Origin of the sequence: Streptomyces sp. NPDC046887 (genome assembly GCF_040644755.1) — a bacterium.
Classification (GTDB): Bacteria; Actinomycetota; Actinomycetes; order Streptomycetales; family Streptomycetaceae; genus Streptomyces; species Streptomyces lichenis.
The window spans coordinates 1-18,637 of the sequence record NZ_JBEYXH010000010.1 but is presented as its reverse complement, the minus strand read 5'-3'; the positions used below and the strand labels follow the sequence as shown (position 1 = coordinate 18,637).

At 76.0% G+C, this 18,637-nt stretch carries 15 protein-coding genes; 7 read left to right on the top strand and 8 right to left on the bottom strand.

The features are described 5' to 3' along the window. Positions 1 to 2: 2 nt before the first annotated feature. The 3 genes from ABZ945_RS12535 to ABZ945_RS12525 all read left to right on the top strand — a co-directional run bounded on the left by ABZ945_RS12535 (position 3) and on the right by ABZ945_RS12525 (position 3,811). Positions 3 to 1,733 carry a PucR family transcriptional regulator ligand-binding domain-containing protein gene (locus tag ABZ945_RS12535; RefSeq protein WP_361267508.1) on the top strand — a complete coding sequence of 577 codons (1,731 nt, stop codon included), beginning with the start codon at positions 3 to 5 and terminating at the stop codon, positions 1,731 to 1,733. A 142-nt stretch (positions 1,734 to 1,875) separates the two neighbouring features. Continuing rightward, complete coding sequence (locus ABZ945_RS12530) at positions 1,876 to 2,757, top strand: pentapeptide repeat-containing protein (RefSeq protein ID WP_361267764.1); 882 nt, start codon at positions 1,876 to 1,878, stop codon at positions 2,755 to 2,757. A 259-nt stretch (positions 2,758 to 3,016) separates the two neighbouring features. Then, a complete protein-coding gene (locus ABZ945_RS12525; protein WP_361267506.1) occupies positions 3,017 to 3,811 on the top strand; it encodes a hypothetical protein in 795 nt (264 codons plus the stop codon). Positions 3,812 to 3,830: 19 nt separating this feature from the next. Here the strand turns inward: ABZ945_RS12525 and ABZ945_RS12520 are convergent, their stop codons facing one another. The 3 genes from ABZ945_RS12520 to ABZ945_RS12510 form a co-directional block, all read right to left on the bottom strand. Next, positions 3,831 to 4,451: a hypothetical protein gene (locus tag ABZ945_RS12520; protein WP_361267504.1), complete on the bottom strand. Its 621-nt coding sequence runs from the start codon at positions 4,449 to 4,451 to the stop codon at positions 3,831 to 3,833. 80 nt (positions 4,452 to 4,531) lie between these two features. Beyond that, complete coding sequence (locus tag ABZ945_RS12515) at positions 4,532 to 5,971, bottom strand: hypothetical protein (protein ID WP_361267503.1); 1,440 nt, start codon at positions 5,969 to 5,971, stop codon at positions 4,532 to 4,534. Positions 5,972 to 6,041: 70 nt separating this feature from the next. Beyond that, the gene (locus tag ABZ945_RS12510; protein WP_361267501.1) at positions 6,042 to 6,740 is read right to left on the bottom strand and encodes a GntR family transcriptional regulator; all 699 of its coding nucleotides are present in this window, start codon (positions 6,738 to 6,740) and stop codon (positions 6,042 to 6,044) included. Positions 6,741 to 6,889: 149 nt separating this feature from the next. Here ABZ945_RS12510 and ABZ945_RS12505 point away from each other — a divergent pair, with 149 nt between their 5' ends. Further along, positions 6,890 to 7,744: a (2Fe-2S)-binding protein gene (locus ABZ945_RS12505; RefSeq protein ID WP_361267499.1), complete on the top strand. Its 855-nt coding sequence runs from the start codon at positions 6,890 to 6,892 to the stop codon at positions 7,742 to 7,744. Positions 7,745 to 8,010: 266 nt separating this feature from the next. Continuing rightward, entirely contained in the window at positions 8,011 to 9,135 is a 1,125-nt protein-coding gene (locus ABZ945_RS12500) for a DUF2637 domain-containing protein (protein WP_361267497.1), read from the top strand. A gap of 55 nt (positions 9,136 to 9,190) precedes the next feature. On the opposite strand, the gene ABZ945_RS12495 is transcribed toward ABZ945_RS12500, so the two are convergent. From ABZ945_RS12495 to ABZ945_RS12485, 3 genes are all read right to left on the bottom strand, one after another. Next, positions 9,191 to 9,745 (bottom strand): ATP-binding protein, encoded by a 555-nt coding sequence (locus ABZ945_RS12495; RefSeq protein ID WP_361267495.1) that lies wholly within the window; start codon positions 9,743 to 9,745, stop codon positions 9,191 to 9,193. A 275-nt stretch (positions 9,746 to 10,020) separates the two neighbouring features. Continuing rightward, complete coding sequence (locus tag ABZ945_RS12490; RefSeq protein WP_361267493.1) at positions 10,021 to 11,766, bottom strand: pyruvate dehydrogenase; 1,746 nt, start codon at positions 11,764 to 11,766, stop codon at positions 10,021 to 10,023. A 55-nt stretch (positions 11,767 to 11,821) separates the two neighbouring features. Beyond that, on the bottom strand, positions 11,822 to 13,090 hold the full coding sequence (locus tag ABZ945_RS12485; protein ID WP_361267491.1) for a protein phosphatase 2C domain-containing protein: 1,269 nt from the start codon (positions 13,088 to 13,090) through the stop codon (positions 11,822 to 11,824). A gap of 605 nt (positions 13,091 to 13,695) precedes the next feature. Between ABZ945_RS12485 and ABZ945_RS12480 the strand changes: the two genes are divergently transcribed. After that, positions 13,696 to 14,748: a helix-turn-helix domain-containing protein gene (locus ABZ945_RS12480; protein ID WP_361267489.1), complete on the top strand. Its 1,053-nt coding sequence runs from the start codon at positions 13,696 to 13,698 to the stop codon at positions 14,746 to 14,748. A 71-nt stretch (positions 14,749 to 14,819) separates the two neighbouring features. Then, positions 14,820 to 15,302, top strand: a complete 483-nt coding sequence (locus ABZ945_RS12475; protein WP_361267487.1) for a DUF456 domain-containing protein — start codon at positions 14,820 to 14,822, stop codon at positions 15,300 to 15,302. Positions 15,303 to 15,346: 44 nt separating this feature from the next. Here ABZ945_RS12475 and ABZ945_RS12470 read toward each other — a convergent pair whose 3' ends face one another. Both ABZ945_RS12470 and rsgA read right to left on the bottom strand, forming a co-directional pair. After that, positions 15,347 to 16,801, bottom strand: a complete 1,455-nt coding sequence (locus ABZ945_RS12470) for an AlkA N-terminal domain-containing protein (protein ID WP_361267762.1) — start codon at positions 16,799 to 16,801, stop codon at positions 15,347 to 15,349. Between the two features lie 231 nt (positions 16,802 to 17,032). Further along, complete coding sequence (gene rsgA / locus ABZ945_RS12465; protein WP_361267485.1) at positions 17,033 to 18,112, bottom strand: ribosome small subunit-dependent GTPase A; 1,080 nt, start codon at positions 18,110 to 18,112, stop codon at positions 17,033 to 17,035. Positions 18,113 to 18,637 lie beyond the last annotated feature (525 nt).

Here is an 18,637-nt window from a genome sequence, read left to right as displayed (position 1 = left end):
ACATGCGGCTGCGCGCACTGCTGGAGACCGACGCGCTGGGCCTCAGGCTCCTCGGCGGCGAGGACGAGCTGGACCGCACGGTGCGTGGGGTGATGACCACCGACCTGCGGGACCCCAGCCGCTACCTGTCCGGCGGCGAACTGGTGCTGACCGGGCTGGCCTGGCGCCGGGACGCGGCGGACTGCGAGCGGTTCGTCCGCATCCTGGCCGGCGCGGGCGTCGCCGGGCTGGCCGCCGGCGAGGCGGAGCTGGGGGCGATCCCGGACGATCTGGTGGAGGCGTGTTCACGCCACCACCTGCCGCTCTTCGCCGTCCATGAATCCGTTGCGTTCGCAACGATCACTGAGCATGTCGTTCGACAGGTCTCCGGCGAGCGGGCCGGCGACCTGGCGGCCGTGGTGGACCGCCACCGGCGGCTGATGACCTCCGGACCGACCGGCGGCGGCCCGGAGGTCGTGCTCGACCTGCTCGGCTCCGACCTGGACCTTCACGCCTGGGTGCTCTCCCCCACGGGCCGCCGGATCGCCGGGGCCGGGGCGCCGCTGCCGGGCGACCGGGGCGCCCTGCTGGCCGGGGAGCACCTGGCCGCCACCCGCACCGGCCGCCGCGGCCCGTACCGCGCGGTCATCGGCGGAACCACCTACTCCCTCTTCCCGATCCGGAACACCGGCCGTACCACCGCCCCCGCCACCGCCCGGGACACCCGGGACGTCCGCGAGACGGTGCTCTCCGACTGGCTGCTGGCCGTCGAGGCGGACGCCGGCGACTGGCCGGCCGCCCGGCTGGATCTGCTCCAGGGCGTCACCCAGCTGATCGCGGTGGAACGGGACCGCCGGGACGCGGCCCGTACGGTACGGCGCCGGCTGGCCCAGGAGGTGCTGGAGCTGGTGCAGACCGGCGCCCCGCCCGCCGAGATCGCCGCCCGGCTGCGGGTGGCCGCCCCGGTGCTACTGCCCGGACTCGGCTCCGCCCCGCACTGGCAGGTCGTGGTGGCCCGGGTCGAGTGGGGGGAGAGCGGCGCGGCCGGGCTGGACGCCGGACCGGTCGCCCAGTCCCTGCTGGAGGAGATCCTGGTCGACCCGGCGGCCTCCGGCCCCGACACGGCCGACCGGATCGCGGTGGCCCACACCGGGGACGAGGCCATCGCCCTGGTCCCGCTGCCCGCCGCGGCCGACCTGGACGGCGCCCCCGCCGAGGGCACCGACGAGGATCCGGCCGAGGACGGCGCCACCGGCCCGGGGCTGCACGCCGAGGTGCTGCTGACCGCCGTGCAGAACCCGCTGTCCGCAGGCCTCGCCGACGACGGCCGGCTCACCCTCGGGGTGAGCGCCCCGGTGCACTCCGCCGAAGGGCTGCGCGGCGCCCTGGAGGAGGCCCGGCACGCCCGCCGGGTGGCCGCCGCCCGCCCCGGCCGGGTCTGCGCGGCCGGCCACCACGAACTCGCCTCGCACGTCCTGCTGCTGCCGTTCGTCCCCGACGACGTGCGCCGTGCCTTCACCGCCCGGCTGCTGGACCCGCTGCGCGACTACGACCGCCGCCACCGCGCCGAGCTCATCCCCACGCTGGAGGCCTTCCTGGACAGCGACGGCTCCTGGACCCGGTGCGCCTCCCGGCTCCATCTGCACGTCAACACCCTGCGCTACCGGATCGGCCGCATCGAGCAGCTCACCGGGCGCGACCTGTCCCGGCTGGAGGACAAGCTGGACTTCTTCCTGGCCCTCCGGATGTCCTGAAATACTGCCCTGCCCTGACGGGCTGCCAGCTGCCCCGCCGCCCCACGAGGACCACGTGAACGACCCCTCCCCGCACCCCGCCCGCCCCGGCGCCCGCCCGGCCGGGGCCGGGCAACCGCTCCCCCTCGCCGCTCCCGATCCCCTGCGCGGCGACTGCGCCAACTGCTTCGGGCTGTGCTGCGTCGCGCTGCCCTTCACCGCCTCCGCGGACTTCGCCGCCGACAAGCCCGCCGGTACGCCCTGCGGCCATCTGCGCGAGGACTCCCGCTGCGGCATCCACGACCGGCTGCGCGACTCCGGCTACACCGGCTGCACCGTCTACGACTGCTTCGGCGCCGGCCAGAAGGTCTCCCAGGTCACCTTCGGTGGCCGCGACTGGCGGCGCGACCCGGCCGCCGCCCGGGAGATGTTCGCCGCCTTCCCCGTCGTACGCCAACTGCACGAACTGCTGCGCCATCTGACCGAGGTGCTGCGGCTGGCGCCCGCCCGTGCCCTGCATGCGGAGGTACGGGAGGTGCTGGCCGAGACCGAGCGGATGACCCTGCTCGCCCCGGCCGAACTGGCCGCCCTGGACGTCGCCGCCCACCGCGCCCGCGTCGGCGCCCTGCTGCTGCGCGCCGGGGAACTGGCCCGCGCCACCGTGCCCGGCCGCACGCGCGACCACCGCGGCGCCGACCTGATGGGCGCCCGGCTGCGCGGCGCCGACCTGCGCGGCGCACTGCTGCGCGGGGCGTATCTGATCGCCGCCGACCTGCGCGGTGCCGACCTGCGCCAGGCCGACCTCCTCGGCGCCGACCTGCGCGACGCCCGGCTGCACGGCGCGGACCTCACCGGCGCGCTCTTCCTGACGGAGCCCCAGGTCACCGCCGCACACGGCGACTCCGCCACCAGGCTGCCCACCGACCTGCCCCGCCCCTCCCACTGGCCGGACACCCAGAGCCTCCCGCCCTCCTCCCCCAAGCCCCGCCGCGACCGCCCGCGCGACTCCGGCCGGCCCCGCCGCGGCCGGCCCCGCCGCCCCTGACCGGCACCGGGGCCCGGAGCACGGGTGGCTGGGAACGGGGGCCCCGGCCGGGGCGCCAACGGGCGCGGGGCGCAGGCGCGTTCACCAATTCGGGGGAATCGGGTGAGGGCCGGTGGGAGCGCCGGCACGAAGGGGCGGGGCCTTGGAGGGCGGGTGGAAGGGCGGTCCGCTCTCCCGGGATTGTGAATCATTTCACTCATCCCTCTTGGCGGGCCCCCCGATCCATGCTGAGATTCTCCGGACCCAACAGCTCAATGGTGTGCTCGGGGAGGGCGATGTGGCGGATACCGTCGTGTCCGGATCCGGAACGGCCGAGAGCGACGATCCCCTCCAGACCGCCGTGTGGCGGCTGCGTTCGCGCGGCTGCTGGAACGACGCGGCCGAACTGCTGGCCCCCACGGCGGGCGCTCCGCCGGTGGCCGTCCAGCGGGCGGCGCTGCTGATCGAGCGGTGCCTCTACACCGAGCGGGGCTGGGCGGAGGCTGAGGACGCGCTGCGCGCCGCGGAGGCCGTCGCCCGGGACGACGACGAACGGGGCGCGGCCGCCTGTGAGCGGGGCTATCTGGCGTACGCCTCGACCCTGCTCGGGGTGCGCGACCGGGCGGACGAGGCCCGCGCGGCGCTGGGCCGGGCCGCCGCGCTCTACGCCCCCGCCGCACCGGGCCGGGCACTGCTGGACTTCCGGCGCGGCCTGGTCGCCCAGAACCTGGCGGACTCCCCGCAGGCGGCCCGGGCCGCCTACCGCCGCGCCCATGCGGCCGCCGCCGCCCGGTGCGACGACTTACTGCTCTCCTTCACCTGGCGCCACCTCGCCGGACTGGCCCTGCGTGAGGGCGAGTTGGCGGAAGCCCGGCATGGCTTCGCGGAGTCGCTGCGGCTGCGCGAGGAGCTGGGCTATCTGGTCGGCACGGCACCGGCGCTGGCGTCCCTCGCGGACGCGGAGACCGGGCCGGAGGCCGCCCGGCTGCTCTCGGAGGCGCGTCGGCTGTTCCAGCTGCTCGGCGGGGTGCCGACCTGGCTGGCGGCGAAACTGGCGGCCGCGCCGGCGGCCTGAGGCCGGGCTGTCCGGTCGGTCAGAAGCGGAAGCCGATGACGCCGAAGCCCGGGCGCCTGGCCGCGTGGCCCATCCAGCCGAGGCACTGCGAGACGGCCTCCTCGACCTCGGGCTCCAGGGACGGTGCCCGGCCGGACTCGCCCTCCGCTCGCCGGGCGGTCTCGAACTGCTCCAGTGCCGTGGCTATCCGATCGGGCGTCCACTCTCCGCAGCCGAGCTCCCAGGTGGACGGCAGCGGTGCGGGCAGGCCGCTGTAGCCGAAGTCCTCGACGGACACCGCGGTCACGCCCACGGCCTTCAGGCCCTCGTCGACCTCGGACAGCCAGGCGCCCCGGTGCGGGGTGAAGCAGTCGTTGTCCAGGAACGAGCCGGTGAGCGAGCAGAGGCGCTGGTAGGCGTAGCCGTACTGGAAGGCGTGGTCGCGGTTGTCGCTGAACGGCCCGCCGTGGACGACCGCGCGCAGGGCGTCGTACGCGGTCGGGGCGCCGTCGTCGATCGCGTCGGCGAAGTAGTCGTCGTCGCGGGCCAGCGAGTCCGCGAAGTCGGTGCGGACCACCTTCAGCAGTTGCTCGTCGCGGGACCCGACCAGGGCACGGGTGGCGGCGGTGTCGAGCAGATACACACTCAGGGAGGAACTCATGTGGATGAAGGTAGGGGATGGCACTGACAGTACCTCCGGGCGCTGAGCCGGCAGCACTGCCTGGCCCCGGCCGCACCGGGTCAGGCGGCCGGGGCCAGGCAGAGCAGCGCCTCGTCCATGCCGACGACCAGGGTGCCCGCGCCGGTGACGGCGACCGCGCGGACCGGTGGGCCGGGGCGGAAGTCGAGCGGCCCGGCGCCGCCCGGCCGGTGGAGCCGTACCAGGCCGTCCGTCCAGGCGGCGGCGAGCAGCGTCCCGGTGCCGGTCCGGGCGGCGTGCACGGCGGCGACCGGGCAGTCCCGCCGGAGCAGCGGGGTGGCCGAAGCCCCTCGGCCGGGGCGCCAGACCCGTACGGTGCCGTCCGCGCCGCCGCTGTACACCGTGATCCCGGACCGGCCGCCGGGTCCGGCCAGGGCGCTCGTCGCGGTGACCCGGCCCCGGTGCGCGGCCGTCTGGTGGATACCGGTCGCTTCGAAGGCGTGCAGTGAGCCCACCCGGTCCCCCACGACGAGGGTGCCGCCGGCGGCGGTGAGCGCGCTGCCGGGGTGGGCGGTGAGCACGGCGGCGACGGCGTCGGTGAGCGGGTCGAGACGGTCGGCGCCAGAGGGGCGATCAGCGCCAGAGGGGCGGTCGGTGGCCAGTCGGCCGCGTTCGTCCAGCCGCAGCACCCGCCCGTCGGCCAGCGGTGCCAGGGCCCGGATCCGCCGGCCGGTGTCCCGGGGCGGCCCGGCCGGGGTGCCGTCCTCGGGGTGGACGAAGTGCAGCCGGCCCGCCGGGTCGGCGGCGAGCAGTCGGCCGGGCGCGGTGGCCAGCGCGCCGACCGGGCCGGGCCACGGCGGGCGGATGTCACCCTGGACCCGGTTCCAGACCACCCGCCAGGGCGCGGTCGCCGCCTGTGCGGCGAGGGCGGGGCGCAGCCGCGGGTCGGCGGCGTCGGACAGCGCGGCCAGCAGTATCAGCGCCCGCCGGGCGGGATCGGGTTCGGCGCAGAGCGCCTGCCCGGCCCGTAGCCAGGCCGGGCGCAGTCCGCCGTGGGCGTCCTCGTCGGCGGCATAGGCCGCGGTGACCGCCAGCGGATCGGCGGCGCACACGGCATGGGGGTCGTCCAGCCGGCCGAGCCAGGAAGGGCGACCACGAGCGGCGTCCGGTCGCCTCGGGCCGCCGGCGGTCTCGGAGGGGGCGGGCGGCTCGGGGGACAGCTCCAGGGTGCCGCGGCGGACGGCGGCCAGCCGGGTGTGGGCGGGGCTGCCGGGGCGGGCGGTGACCCGTAGCCGTACCGTGCCCAGCTCCGCCAGCCACTCGATCAGCTCGCAGACCGCGTGCGGTTCGCGGGCGGCGTCGACCCCGCGCAGTGCGAGCACCCGCCGCCGGGGGTCGGCGGCGAGCGCGGCGACCAGTTCGGCGGGGGTGCGGGCGACCACGCCGAGCCGTCCGGCGAGCGTCCACACCACCCCGAGCACGCTCTGCCCCGCCAGTGCGAGGTCCGCGGTCCGCGTCTCGGCGGACGAGGTCTCGGTCACTGGGGCTCCCGTGAGGCGGCGCGAAGGGCCATCAGGTATACCCCACCGGTCCCGGCCGGCGGGGCGGCGGTCAGGGCTGGGCACCGGTGAAGTGCTCCCGCACCAGGGCCTGGACGACGGTGAAGTCCTGGGCGGCCAGGGCGTCCAGCAGGGCGGTGTGCTCGGCGGCGTCGGCCAGCAGGTCGGCCTGGCGGGGGGCCGGTCCGGAGACCAGGGGCCACTGGGAGCGGCGGTGCAGGTCCTCGGCGACGGCGACCAGCTGCTCGTTCCCGTCCAGGGCGAGCACCGCGCGGTGGAAGGCCCGGTCGGAGTCAGCGTAGTGGGCGCGGTCGCCGCGGGCGGCGGCGGTGGCGGTGGCCTCGGCCAGCGGGCGGAGCCCGTCCCAGCGGGCGGCCGGGACGGTGCGGGCGAGTCGCAGCATCACCGGCACCTCGATGAGCGCCCGTACCTCGGCGAGCTCGGCCAGCTCGCGGGCGGTGCGGCGGACGACCCGGAAGCCGCGGTTGGGCACCACCTCGACGGCGCCCTCGACGGCCAGCCGCTGCATGGCCTCGCGGACCGGGGTGGCGGAGACGCCGAGCCGCTCGCCGAGGACCGGGGCCGAGTACACCTCGCCGGGTGCCAGTTCGCCGCTGACCAGTGCGATACGCAGCAGCTCCAGCACCTGGGCGCGTACCGAGTGCCGGTGCACCGGCGCCGGGGCGTGGGCCGCGGGTACGGCCGTGTGCGGGCGCGCGGACGCGCTTCCGTGTCCTCCGCCGTACTCCACTCGGGGCCTCCTGGCTGCCGGTACCTTGGCCCGACTCGCGGTGCGAGGGGCCGGTGTGCACGATAGGTGGACGGGGCCGTCGTTCACACCTTCGCGAGATCCTGTAAGGTAAGCCTTACCTACCAACGATCTGATGCGGTGGTCCCCCGATGTCCGTCTCCGCTCTGCTGCCCGCCCAGGCGTCCCCCGTCGCGGACGCCTATGCGCGCCTGGCCGAGGTGTTCCCCGGTCTGACCGTGCGGGAGCTGGCGCACGGCGAGGAACCGCCGCGGGAGTCGGGCTGGGTGGGGGCCTGGGAGCTGGCGGCGGGTGGCGCCGCGGTGGACGAGTTCCTGGCCTGGGACGACGCGCAGGTGCTGCGGGACTACGGGCAGCAGGCGCGTCCCGACGTGGTGGCGAGCTTCGGGCTCCACCGGTACGTCTGGCCGGCCTGCCTGCTGGTGACCGTGCCGTGGTTCCTGCACCGTCGGGTGCCCCGGGTGCCGGTGGAGGACGTCGCCTTCCAGCGGGCCCTGGGCCGGATGACGGTGCGGGTGCGCGAGTTCGCCTGTCTGCCGGACGACCCGGCGGCCGTGCTGCCCGGCGCCCGGGTGGTGCCCGACGAGGAGGCGCTGCGGGCCGAGGTGCGGTCGGCCGTGGCCGACCATGTCGGGCCGGTGCTGGAGGGCTTCGCGCCCCGGATGCGGCGCGGGCGGCGCGCCCTGTGGGGGATGGCGACCGACGAGATCGTCGAGGGCCTGTGGTACGTGGGGCATCTGCTGGGCGAGGAGCGGCGCGCCATGGAGGCGCTGGCGCTGCTGCTGCCGGGGGCGGCGGCCACCAAGCCGTACGTGGGCTCCGCGGGCTTCCGCGAGCTGAGCGGCCCGTCGGGCGAGACCCTGCCGACCCGGGACCGGGCGAGCTGCTGCTTCTTCTACACGCTGCGGCCCGAGGACACCTGTGTCACCTGTCCGCGCACCTGTGACGAGGAGCGGATCCGCCGGCTGACGGCTCCTGCCGCCTGAGACCGCCGCCGCCGACTCCTGCCGCCCGAGCCTCGCGTTCGGATCGGCCCGCTTCGCCCTGCCCGCCGTCCATGCCACCCGTTCGAGTGGCGTGATGCGAACACCAACGGGCGCTTCCGTGCGGGAGTTCGATGATTGCGGCCCCGTGGCCGGGCCGGACGGCCCCGTTGGCGTGCTCTTGTCCCGAAACCGCGCCGGGCCCTTCGACCGTGGGCCAGGATGACCGCCGGAACTCCCCCACCGCGAGTGATGCAAGGGACTGGCGCATGAGACTGACCGACATATCGCTGGACTGGCTGCTTCCGGGCGCTGTGATGCTGGTGGGTGTCGTGGCGGCGGTGGCGGTCCTGACCCGGGCCCGCAAGGCCGGGGAGAAGGCACCGGCGGACGACTCCTGGGAGCGTACCGAGGAGCGCCGGCGCCGCAAGGAGGCGGTCTACGGCACCGCCTCGTATCTGCTGCTGTTCTGCTGCGCCGCGGTCGCGGCCGCGCTCTCCTTCCACGGGCTGGTCGGCTTCGGCCGGCAGAACCTCAGCCTCTCCGGCGGCTGGGAGTACCTGGTCCCGTTCGGCCTGGACGGGGCGGCGATGTTCTGCTCGGTGCTCGCCGTGCGGGAGGCCAGCCACGGTGACGCGGCGCTCGGCTCGCGGCTGCTGGTGTGGACCTTCGCCGGGGCGGCGGCCTGGTTCAACTGGGTGCACGCACCCAGGGGGCTGGGGCATGCCGGGGCGCCGCACTTCTTCGCGGGGATGTCGCTGTCGGCGGCGGTGCTGTTCGACCGGGCGCTGAAGCAGACCCGGCGGGCGGCGCTGCGCGAGCAGGGCCTGGTGCCCCGTCCGCTGCCGCAGATCCGGATCGTCCGCTGGCTGCGGGCGCCCCGGGAGACCTTCGGCGCCTGGTCGCTGATGCTCCTGGAAGGCGTACGCACCCTGGACGAGGCGGTCGACGAGGTCCGCGAGGACCGGCGGGAGCGGGAGCGCGCCCGGCAGCGGCAGCGGGAGGAGCGGAAGCTGGAGCGGGCCCGGTTGAAGGCCTTCAACCGGCAGCACCGGGCCTTCGGTCTGGGCCGCGGCGGCCGGCAGGTCGATGTCCGGGCGGCCGCCGCCATGGGCGCCGGTCCGGGGCCGCTGGAGATGGGCGCGGCGCCGAGGGCCGGGGCGCTGGAGGGGCCGGGTGCGGGGGGCCTGGGCGGCGGATCCGCCGCGGAGCCCGCCATATCCGGCGCGGAGCAGCTGCCGCTTCGCCAGCGGCCGTCTCTCCAGGCGGTGAAGCCCGCCGGGGCGGAGCCGCCGCGGACCGTCGACCTGACCGCCGAGGACGACACCCAGGCGCTACCCCGGCTGGACTCGCTGGAGCAGAAGCTCAAGCACCTTGAGCAGCAGTTCGGCTGAGCGGTCCGCTCCGGTCGGCCGGCCCGCTGCCCCGGACCGCCCCCGGCTCCGCCCGTCAGGCGGCGCCGGGGGCGCTCGCCTGTCCGGGGATGTGCGGCATGCCGGGCCTCGCCGCCTCCGCGGAGGGGGTGTCCTGGGACGGGCCGCGGCCGGTGGCCAGTTCGAACCAGACCACCTTGCCCACCCCGTCCGCCGAGACGCCCCAGGAGTCGGCGAGGGTCTGCACCAGCATCAGCCCCCGCCCGTGGGTGCCGTCCTGGACGGTCGGCTCGCGGGGTGTGGGCAGTACGCCGGTGAAGTCCCGTACCTCCACCCGCAGCGCGGCACGCGGCGCGGGGCCGACGGTGGCGGTGACCACGGCTCCCCGGTCGGTGTGCACCAGCGCGTTGGTGACCAGTTCGGTGGCGCACAGCTCGGCCGAGGCGGCGTCGTCCCCCTCCGTCCAGTGGTGCCGCAGCAGCTCCCGTACGGCCCGCCGGACCTCCGGTACGGCGGTCAGTTCGGCACTCGCGACGTGCCGGCGCCATCGGTCCGGCCGGCGGACGCCCGGCCGACCTGCGCCGCGGGCGCACCCCTCGGACGCCGCTCCGGCCCCGCTCTGACGCCCCATCGTCTCCCCCACCCGCACGTCGACTGCCCTTCTGCTCGAACAGGTTCACGGGATGCATGCCCGCGCCTGCGCAGCGTCACGCCTTCGGCGGCCCCCCGCCAAGAGGCGTCCGGGGGGCGCACTGCTCCAACAGGGGCTCCCGGCCGGGGTACGGGGCGGGGTGCGGCGCCGGTGCCGTGCGCGGGTCCGCGCGCGCCCCGTACCGCGGACGCTCCCGGCGCCGGACCCGCGCGCCCCGTACCGAAGGCGCTCCCGGCGCCGCGCCGTGTGGGGTCTCAAGGGCGTGGGATGTTGCGGAGGTTGGAGCGGGCCAGCTGGACCATTCGGCCGACCCCGCCGTCCAGCACCACCTTGCTCGCCGAGAGGGCGAAGCCGGTCACCATCTCGGCCTTGATCTTCGGCGGGATGGAGAGCGCGTTGGGGTCGGTGACCACGTCGACCAGGGCCGGCCCCGGGTGCCGGAAGGCGTCCTTCAGCGCGCCCGCCAGCTGCTTGGGCTTCTCCACCCGTACCCCATAGGCCCCGGCGGCACGGGCGATGGCGGCGAAGTCGGGGTTGCGGTTGTCCGTGCCGTACGCGGGGAGCCCGGCCACCATCATCTCCAGCTCGACCATGCCGAGGGAGGAGTTGTCGAAGAGCACGATCTTCACCGGCAGGTCGTGCTGGACGAGGGTGAGGAAGTCGCCCATCAGCATCGAGAAGCCGCCGTCCCCGGAGAGCGACACCACCTGCCGTTTGCGGTCGGTGAGCTGGGCGCCGATGGCCTGGGGCAGGGCGTTGGCCATGGAGCCGTGGCTGAACGAGCCGATGATCCGGCGCCGCCCGTTGGGTGAGAGGTAGCGGGCGCCCCAGACGTTGCACATCCCGGTGTCGATGGTGAAGACCGCGTCCTCGTCGGCGAGTTCGTCCAGCACCGCGGCGACGTACTCGGGGTGGATGGGGGTGTGCTTGTCCACCTTGCGGGTGTACGCCTTGACGACCCCCTCCAGGGCCTCGGCATGCTTCTTCAGCATCCGGTCCAGGAACTTCCGCTGGTGCTTGACGCGCACCCGCGGGGTCAGACAGCGCAGCGTCTCGCGTACGTCGCCCCAGACGGCGAGGTCCAGCTTGGAGCGGCGGCCCAGGTGCTCGGGGCGCACATCCACCTGGACGATCTTGACGCCGCCCTGGGGCAGGAAGGCCTGGTACGGGAAGTCGGTGCCGAGCAGGATCAGCAGATCGCACTCGTGGGTGGCCTCGTAGGCGGCGCCGTACCCCAGCAGCCCGCTCATCCCCACGTCGAACTTGTTGTCGTATTGAATCCATTCCTTGCCGCGCAGGGCGTGGCCGACCGGGGCCTTGACCCGTTCGGCGAACGCCATCACCTCGGCGTGCGCCCCCCGGGTGCCGCTGCCGCAGAACAGGGTGACCCGGTCGGCCTCGTCCACCAGCTTCACCAGGGCGTCGATCTCCTCGTCGCCGGGGCGCACGGTGGGCCGGGAGGTGACCAGGGCGTGTTCGTAGGCCTTGGCCGGGGCGGGCTCGGCGGCGATGTCACCGGGCAGCGCCACCACGCTGACCCCGCCGCGCCCCACCGCGTGCTGGATGGCGGTCTGGAGCACCCGGGGCATCTGCTGCGGGCTGGAGATCAGCTCGCAGTAGTGGCTGCACTCGGTGAACAGCCGGTCGGGGTGGGTCTCCTGGAAGTAGCCGAGGCCGATCTCGGCGGACGGGATCTGAGAGGCGAGGGCCAGCACCGGGGCCATCGACCGGTGGGCGTCGTACAGCCCGTTGATGAGATGGAGGTTGCCCGGGCCGCAGGAGCCCGCGCAGGCCGCCAGCCGCCCGGTGATCTGCGCCTCCGCGCCGGCCGCGAACGCGGCGGCCTCCTCGTGCCGGACGTGCACCCAGTCGATGCCCGGGGTGCGGCGGATGGCGTCGACCACGGGGTTGAGGCTGTCCCCGACGACGCCGTACAGCCGTTGCACCCCGGCGCGGGCGAGGATGTCGACGAACTGTTCTGCCACGCTCTGTTTGGCCATGGCTCCATCCACGCACGGCCGCGGCCATGGCGCCTCCCACGCACCGCCGGGCCGGTTACGCCTCCCAGACGGCCGCGCAGGTGCGGTCGTCGGCGTACCCCTTCACCCGCAGCTGGGTGTCGGCGAGGAAGGCGGCCAGCCCGGGCGGCGGGCCCGCGCCCCAGCGGGCGGCCAGCTCGTCCGCGAGCGCCGGCTCCCCGCGTACCGGCTCGGCGAGGCCCCGGCCGGCGAGCAGCAGCACATCGCCGGGGCGGGCCACCGAGGCGCGGAAGCGGAACGGTTCGGGCGGCGGCTCCACCGGGCCCGGCAGATAGCCGGCCGGGGGCGGGGTGAGGCCCAGGTCCAGGGTGAGCCGCTCCCCCTCGGCGGTCTCGGCGGGTACGTCCGCCGCCTCGGGCGGCGGGGTCGCGCGGTCCTTGTCGAGCGGCGGCAGCGCAGGCACCGGGGGCTCGATGTCCTGCCAGAAGCCGTCCCGCAGCCGGAACAGCCCGCCGTCGCCGACGCCGAAGAACACCCGGGTGCGGCAGGCCGGGTCGGCGGTCAGCAGCAGGCAGCGCAGCCCGGCGGTGTACGCCTCGGGCGGGACGCCGAGGTCGGCGGCGCGGCCCCGGAGCCTGCCGTAGGAACGGTCGGTGAGGCGGTGCAGCCCGGACTTGAGGTCCCGTCGGCGGCCGGAGCGGATGTCCTCGGAGAGCCGGGCATGGCTGCGGCCGACGGCCTCCGCGATCCAGCGGCTGACGTCGGCGGCGGCCCGGTGGGCGCCGGTGGCGGTACGGCCGCCGGTGGCGACGGCGACCAGCAGCAGCGCCCCCTCGCCGGTGCCGAACCGGGCGGTGAGCAGGGCGTCGCGCCGGTGCTCGCCGCGGTAGCGGGCGGAGTCGCCGCGCACCGAGGCGGCCCGCAGGGTGCAGGGGCCGTAGCGGGCGCCGTCCAGCACGGTGTCGGCGGTGAGCTGGTCCAGGTCCTCCGGATGCGCCGCGGGCAGCGCGGTGGGCTCCGGGTCGTAGGTGGGCGGGCCGTCCCCGACATGCGCGGTACGGGGCCGGGGCACCCCCGCCGGGGCCTGCGGGGGCGGGGGCGGTACACCGGGGCCGGGCGGCGCGCCGGGGAACGTGCGCGGGGTGCGCCGCTCGTGCGCCGCCTCCTCCCAGGGCGCCGGGGGACGCGGCTCGGGCCGCGGCGGACCGCCGGACGGCCCGGCGGAGGGCGCGGAGTGCGGCTCGGCCGGGTCGGCGCGGTCGCCGGGCTGGTCCGGATCGCCGCCGTACAGCTTGTCCCACCAGTCGTCGTCCGGGGCATGGGTGGGCTCCCCCTGGGGACTCATACCCCTCATCATCGACCGCGGGGCGGCCGGGAAAACGGCCGCCGGGGAAATGTGCTCATCGGGCCGGGGGGTGGAAGGGGTCCGCCGGGCGTCCCCACCCCCCACGGGAAGGACGCCCGGCGGACCGGTCTCATGGCCGTCGGCCGGTCACGGTGACAGCGGCGAGGGTGGCGGTGACCTCCGCGGCAGGTGCGCCGGCCGGTGGCGATCGGTACGGACTGGGGTGGCTGCCCTCGACGCCGTACGCGCCGCCGGTGCCGAGCGGTTCGCCGTACGGGATGCCTGTACCGGTCGCCGTACGGGCTGCCGTACCGGTAGCCGGGCGGGATATCCGTACCGGTCGCGCCGGGCGGGGTCGCGGGGCGTCGCCGTACGGGATGCGGGGGTGTCGCCGTGCCTGCCCTCGGGGCCCCGGATGTCGTGCCGGGAGGAGCCGCGCAGGTGGGGTGGTGGTGCGGTGGTGTCACCGTGGCAGAGCCGCGCGGGGTGCGGGGGCGAAGCCTCGGGCGGGTTTACGCCGTGGCCGATTCCCGCCACAGTGGTGCCCGGCACCGGGTGGCGGGCCGGACGGGCCTGAGCGGGCCGGGAGAGGTGGGGCGGGGCTTGTGCTGGGGGCGATAGGGCTGGACGAGCGCCAGGAGACGGCGTACCGCGCGCTGGTGGCGCTGGGAGCGGCCGAGGTCCCGGACCTGGCGCGCCGGCTGGCGCTGCCGGAGCCGGAGACCGAGCGGGCGCTGCGGGGGCTGGAGTCGCAGGGGCTGGCCGCCCAGTCCTCGGCGCGTACCGGCCGGTGGGTGGCGGCGCCGCCCGCGGTGGCGCTGGGACCTCTGCTGACGCAGCAGCGGCACGATCTGGAGCAGGCGGAGCTGGCGGCGGCCGCGCTGGCGCAGGAGTACCGCGCCAAGGCCGCCGAGCCGGCCGTGCACGACTTGGTGGAGGTGGTGACCGGCGCGGCCGCGGTGGCGCACCGCTTCCGCCAGCTCCAGTTGGGCGCCGCGCGGGAGGTCTGCGCGCTGGTGACCGGTGAGCCGGTGGCCGTGACGGGGCCGGAGAACCAGGCCGAGGAGACGGCGGTGGCCCGCGGGGTGGCCTACCGGATCGTGGTGGAGCGGTCGGTGCTCGCGCTGCCCGGGAGCATCGGAGAGCTGTCCGCGGCGCTGGGCCGGGGCGAGCGGGTACGGGTGGTGGACCGGGTGCCGACGAAGCTGGTGGTCGCGGACGGGGCGCTGGCGATGGTCCCGCTGAGCGGGCGGGGAGCCGAGCCGGCTGCCCTGGTGGTACACGCCAGTGGGCTGCTGGAGTCGCTGACGGCGCTGTTCGACGCGGTGTGGGGCGGGGCGCTGCCGCTGCGGCTGGGCGGCGGGGACGTGGTGGGCGAGGACGGTCCGGGCGGTCCGGACGCCACCGATCTGGAGGTGCTCTCGCTGCTGCTGGCCGGGCTGACCGACGCCAGCGTGGCCAAGCAGCTCGATCTGGGGCTGCGGACGGTGCAGCGCCGGGTGCGGAACCTGATGGAGCTGGCCGGGGTGACGACCCGGCTGCAACTGGGCTGGCACGCCCGGGAGCGCGGCTGGATGTCCCGGGACGGGGCGGTGGACGGTACCGGGGGCGAGGGCGGCGGGGGCGGTGACGTCGGGGGCGGACCGCTGCCGAGGTGAGTGGCCGGGGCGGGCCGGGTGGCTGGGGTGGCCGACCTGCGCGGGGCGGGAGGGTCCTGCACCCTGTCCCCATGGGCGCGTGGCAGCTCCTCCTGGTCGGTTTGGTGCTGCTGCTCGGCCTGTGCGGGGTGCTGGTGCCGGGGGTGCCGGGCCCGTGGCTGGTGTGGGCCGCGGTGATGTGGTGGGCGCTCCATGTCCGGACCGGGCCCGCCTGGTGGCTGCTGGTGGGGGCGACCGGGTTGATGCTGGTCACCCAGGTGGTGGTGTGGCAGCTGCCGGCCCGCCGGGTGCGGCCGCTCGGGGTGAACGGCCGGATGGTGGCGTACGCGGGGACTGGGGCGCTGCTCGGGTTCGTCCTGCTGCCGGTGGTCGGGGTGGTGCCGGGGTTCGTCGGCGGGATCTATCTGAGCGAGCGGTTGCGGCTCGGTGGGCACGGGCAGGCGGCCGCGGCCACCCGGGCGGTGATGCGGTCGGCCGGGACGAGCGTGCTGGTGCAGCTCTCCGCCTGCCTGCTGGTGGTCGCCGCCTGGGTGGGAGCCGTCTTCGCCGGGTGAGACGTCCGTCGCCGACGGGGGGCTGGGAGGGGTGCGGCGGAGGCTCAGGCGGCGGGGCGGAGGGCGGCCATGCCGTCGGCGCCCGGCATCAGGGCCAGATAGCGCGTGGCGTAGCTGCGCCAGGGCCGCCACTCGGGGCGGTCGGCCGAGGGGTGCGGGGCGGTGTCCGGGTCGCCGAGCGCCCGGGTGCGGATGAGCGCGGCCGCCTCGGCGGTGACGCCGGGCAGCGCGCGCAGCGCCCGTTCCGCCTCCTCCCGGTCGGCCCCCGGGTCCAGCCGAAGCCGCCCGGAGGCCAGCGCCTCGGCGAGCGGCCCGGCGACGGGATGGCCGGTCAGCGCCTCGGGCTCCGGGAACAGCCGGGTCATCCCGGAGCAGGGCACCTCCAGCGGGGTGCCGTGCTCGTCGACCGCGCGCCGGGACTCCTCGGGGCCGAGCACCGTCCGCAGGGCGTACTCCTCGGGGTCGGCGGCGCCGGGCGCGCGTACCCCGGGGCGAGCGGCGACCAGCGGGCCGAGCAGCGGGTCGGCGCCCAGGTGCTCGGCCACCGCGTAGGGGTCGGCGTCCAGGTCGAACAGCCGGCGCAGCCGCTGTACGGCGGTGGTGAGGTCGCGCAGGTCGGTGAGGTGGATACGGGCCTCCAGCCAGCCGCGCCCCGACCGGCCGCTCCTCCCGCTCCCGATCCTGCCTCCGTCCCCTTTCCCCTCCCGGGTCCCGTCCCAGGTGGCCTCGCCGGCCTCCGCCACGGCGGCGATGCCCTGGCCGTGCGGGAGGCGCAGGGTGCGCCGGTAGACACGGACGCCGGGGGGCCCGGTGACCTCCTCGATGCCGGGGACGGCCTCGTCGGCCAGCAGGTCGAAGACCTCGCGGGCCGCGTAGGGGCCGCGGTGGGCGAGCCGCAGCGGCACCCCGGCCGTGGCGGCCGTCGGGCGGGACCGGCGGCGGGTGGCGGACTCGGCGCGCAGCCCGCTGGGGGTGCGGGCGTAGATCCGGCGGATGGTGTCGTTGAACTGCCGCACGCTGGCGAAGCCGGCCGCGAAGGCGATGTCGGTGACGGGCAGTTCGGTGGTCTGGAGGAGTACGCGGGCGGTGTGGGCGCGCTGGGCGCGGGCCAGGGCCAGCGGGCCGGCGCCCAGTTCCGCGTTGAGCTGCCGCTGGATCTGCCGGGCGCTGTAGCCGAGCCGTCCGGCCAGGCCGGGGACGCCCTCGCGGTCCACGACGCCGTCCCCGATCATGCGCATGGCCCGGCCGACGACATCGGCGCGTACGTTCCAGGCGGCCGAGCCGGGCACGGCGTCGGGGCGGCAGCGCCGGCAGGCCCGGAAGCCGTGGCCCTGGGCGGCGGCCGCGGTGGGGTAGAAGGCCACGTTCTCCCGCTTGGGGGTGACGGCCGGGCAGCTGGGGCGGCAGTAGATACCGGTGGTCGCCACGGCGAAGAAGAACTCCCCGTCGAAGCGCGCGTCCCGGCTGCTGACCGCCTGGTACCTGCTCTCCTCGGTCATCACGTCCGGTGCGGCGCCCATCGGCACATTCGCCGCCGCGTCCGCCGCCCTGTCCGTCATCGCTTCCGTCGTCACGCCCTCCAGTGTCCGCCCTCCCCCGGGGCCCGGCTGGCGGCTTTCGGACACGGCGCTCGGGGCGGGCTACGCGGTGCGGGACACGGCCGGGCCGGGGCGCGGATGGCACCCGCGCCCCGGTCCGGCCGTGACCCCTGCTCCGACCCGTCCGGCAGGTCAGCCCTGCCGGCCGCGCTTGGCCCGCAGCGCGGCGCGGCCCGCGGCGTGCTTGCGCTTGTAGTCGTCGCGGATCTCGGCGCGCAGCCGCGCGTCGGTCTTGGCGACGATCCACTGGTTCTCGCGCTGGAGCTTGCGGTAGCTCTCCAGCCGCCGGTGCGGCAGGCTGCCGTCCTCGATGGCCGCCCGGACCGCGCAGCCGGGCTCGGTCTCATGGGCGCAGTCGTGGAAGCGGCAGTCGCCGGCCAGCGCCGCGATCTCGGCGAAGGTCTGGTCGACACCGCTACCCGCGTCGTACATCCCGACGCCCCGCAGGCCCGGGGTGTCGATCAGCACCCCGCCGCCGGGCAGCACCAGCAGGTTGCGGGTGGTGGTGGTGTGCCGGCCCTTGCCGTCGACATCGCGGATGGCCTGGACGTCCATCACCTCCTCGCCGAGCAGGGCGTTGGCGAGGGTGGACTTGCCGGCGCCCGAGGTGCCGAGCAGCACGCTGGTGCCACCGCTGACCAGTGCGGCGAGCGGTTCCACGCCGTCGTCCTCGGTGGCGCTGACCGCCAGCACCCGCGCCCCGGGGGCGGCCGCCTCCACGTCCTGCACCAGGTACGACAGTCCTACCGGGTCGGGGACGAGGTCCGCCTTGGTGAGCACCACGACCGGCTGCGCGCCCGACTCCCAGACCAGGGCGAGGAAGCGCTCCAGCCGGCCGAGGTCCAGTTCGGCCGAGAGCGGCACCGCGATGATCGCGTGGTCCACGTTGGCCGCGAGGATCTGGCCCTCGGAGCGGGTGGAGGCGGTGGAGCGTACGAGGGAGGTGCGGCGCGGCAGATACGCCTGTACGTACCGGGGGTTGCCGTGCGGGTCGACGGCTGCCCAGTCACCGGTGCAGATGACCCGCAGCGGGTCGTGCGGGGTGACGAAGGCGGTGTCGGCGTGCACGGTGCCGTCGGCGGTGATGAGGTCGCAGCGGCCGCGGTCCACCCGAACGACCCGCCCGGGCAGCAGCCCGGTCTCGGCGTAGGGGGCGAACTCGGCCTCCCAGCGGTCGTCCCAGCCGTAACGGGCGAGCGGGTGCGACGACATGGCGGAGAGACGCGACGGAGAAGAGAGATTCAAGGGGAACCCTTCACAGGGTGGCCCCGGCGGCGCGCTCCGGGCGCGCGAGTCGAGTGGGTGTCAGCCGGGGACCACGGGGGTGGGGAAGTCGGACCTCTGAACGCGGGCAGCGCCCGCCACCGTGACAGTCATCAACGTCCCCTCCTCCTGCTGCTTCTCGACACATCGACGTACCGACATCCCGTACTCGGGAGCGGCTGAGCAGAACCGTAGCCCCCTCCCGGAGCACCGCGCCACCGAATTAATCGCGGGCCCTCCTGATCGGACGTCGAGGCAGGGGGTGCCGGAGGCGGACGATCGTTGCAGGCTGCCTCCCGGTCATTTCGAGCGAGGCGCATTCCGCCTCGTTTACCGCCCGGGAAATCGCTCAGCACGGGATGTCTGGGACGGATGCGCTCCGCGACACCCATGGGGCGTGCGGGAGAGGAAGAAGCATGAGAAGCCGCCGCCGGCCGGGGTGACCGGATAGCGGCACTGCCACTCGGCAGATGC

What these genes read in the sequence shown, in the direction of transcription:
- ABZ945_RS12475 (WP_361267487.1), top strand. Translation starts at nt 14,820, where the DNA reads ATGGGCGCGTGGCAGCTCCTCCTGGTCGGTTTGGTGCTGCTGCTCGGC.
- ABZ945_RS12535 (WP_361267508.1), top strand. Translation starts at nt 3, where the DNA reads ATGCGGCTGCGCGCACTGCTGGAGACCGACGCGCTGGGCCTCAGGCTC.
- ABZ945_RS12490 (WP_361267493.1), bottom strand. Translation starts at nt 11,766, where the DNA reads ATGGCCAAACAGAGCGTGGCAGAACAGTTCGTCGACATCCTCGCCCGC.
- rsgA (WP_361267485.1), bottom strand. Translation starts at nt 18,112, where the DNA reads ATGTCGTCGCACCCGCTCGCCCGTTACGGCTGGGACGACCGCTGGGAG.
- ABZ945_RS12500 (WP_361267497.1), top strand. Translation starts at nt 8,011, where the DNA reads ATGAGACTGACCGACATATCGCTGGACTGGCTGCTTCCGGGCGCTGTG.
- ABZ945_RS12470 (WP_361267762.1), bottom strand. Translation starts at nt 16,801, where the DNA reads ATGACCGAGGAGAGCAGGTACCAGGCGGTCAGCAGCCGGGACGCGCGC.
- ABZ945_RS12505 (WP_361267499.1), top strand. Translation starts at nt 6,890, where the DNA reads ATGTCCGTCTCCGCTCTGCTGCCCGCCCAGGCGTCCCCCGTCGCGGAC.
- ABZ945_RS12495 (WP_361267495.1), bottom strand. Translation starts at nt 9,745, where the DNA reads ATGGGGCGTCAGAGCGGGGCCGGAGCGGCGTCCGAGGGGTGCGCCCGC.
- ABZ945_RS12520 (WP_361267504.1), bottom strand. Translation starts at nt 4,451, where the DNA reads ATGAGTTCCTCCCTGAGTGTGTATCTGCTCGACACCGCCGCCACCCGT.
- ABZ945_RS12485 (WP_361267491.1), bottom strand. Translation starts at nt 13,090, where the DNA reads ATGAGTCCCCAGGGGGAGCCCACCCATGCCCCGGACGACGACTGGTGG.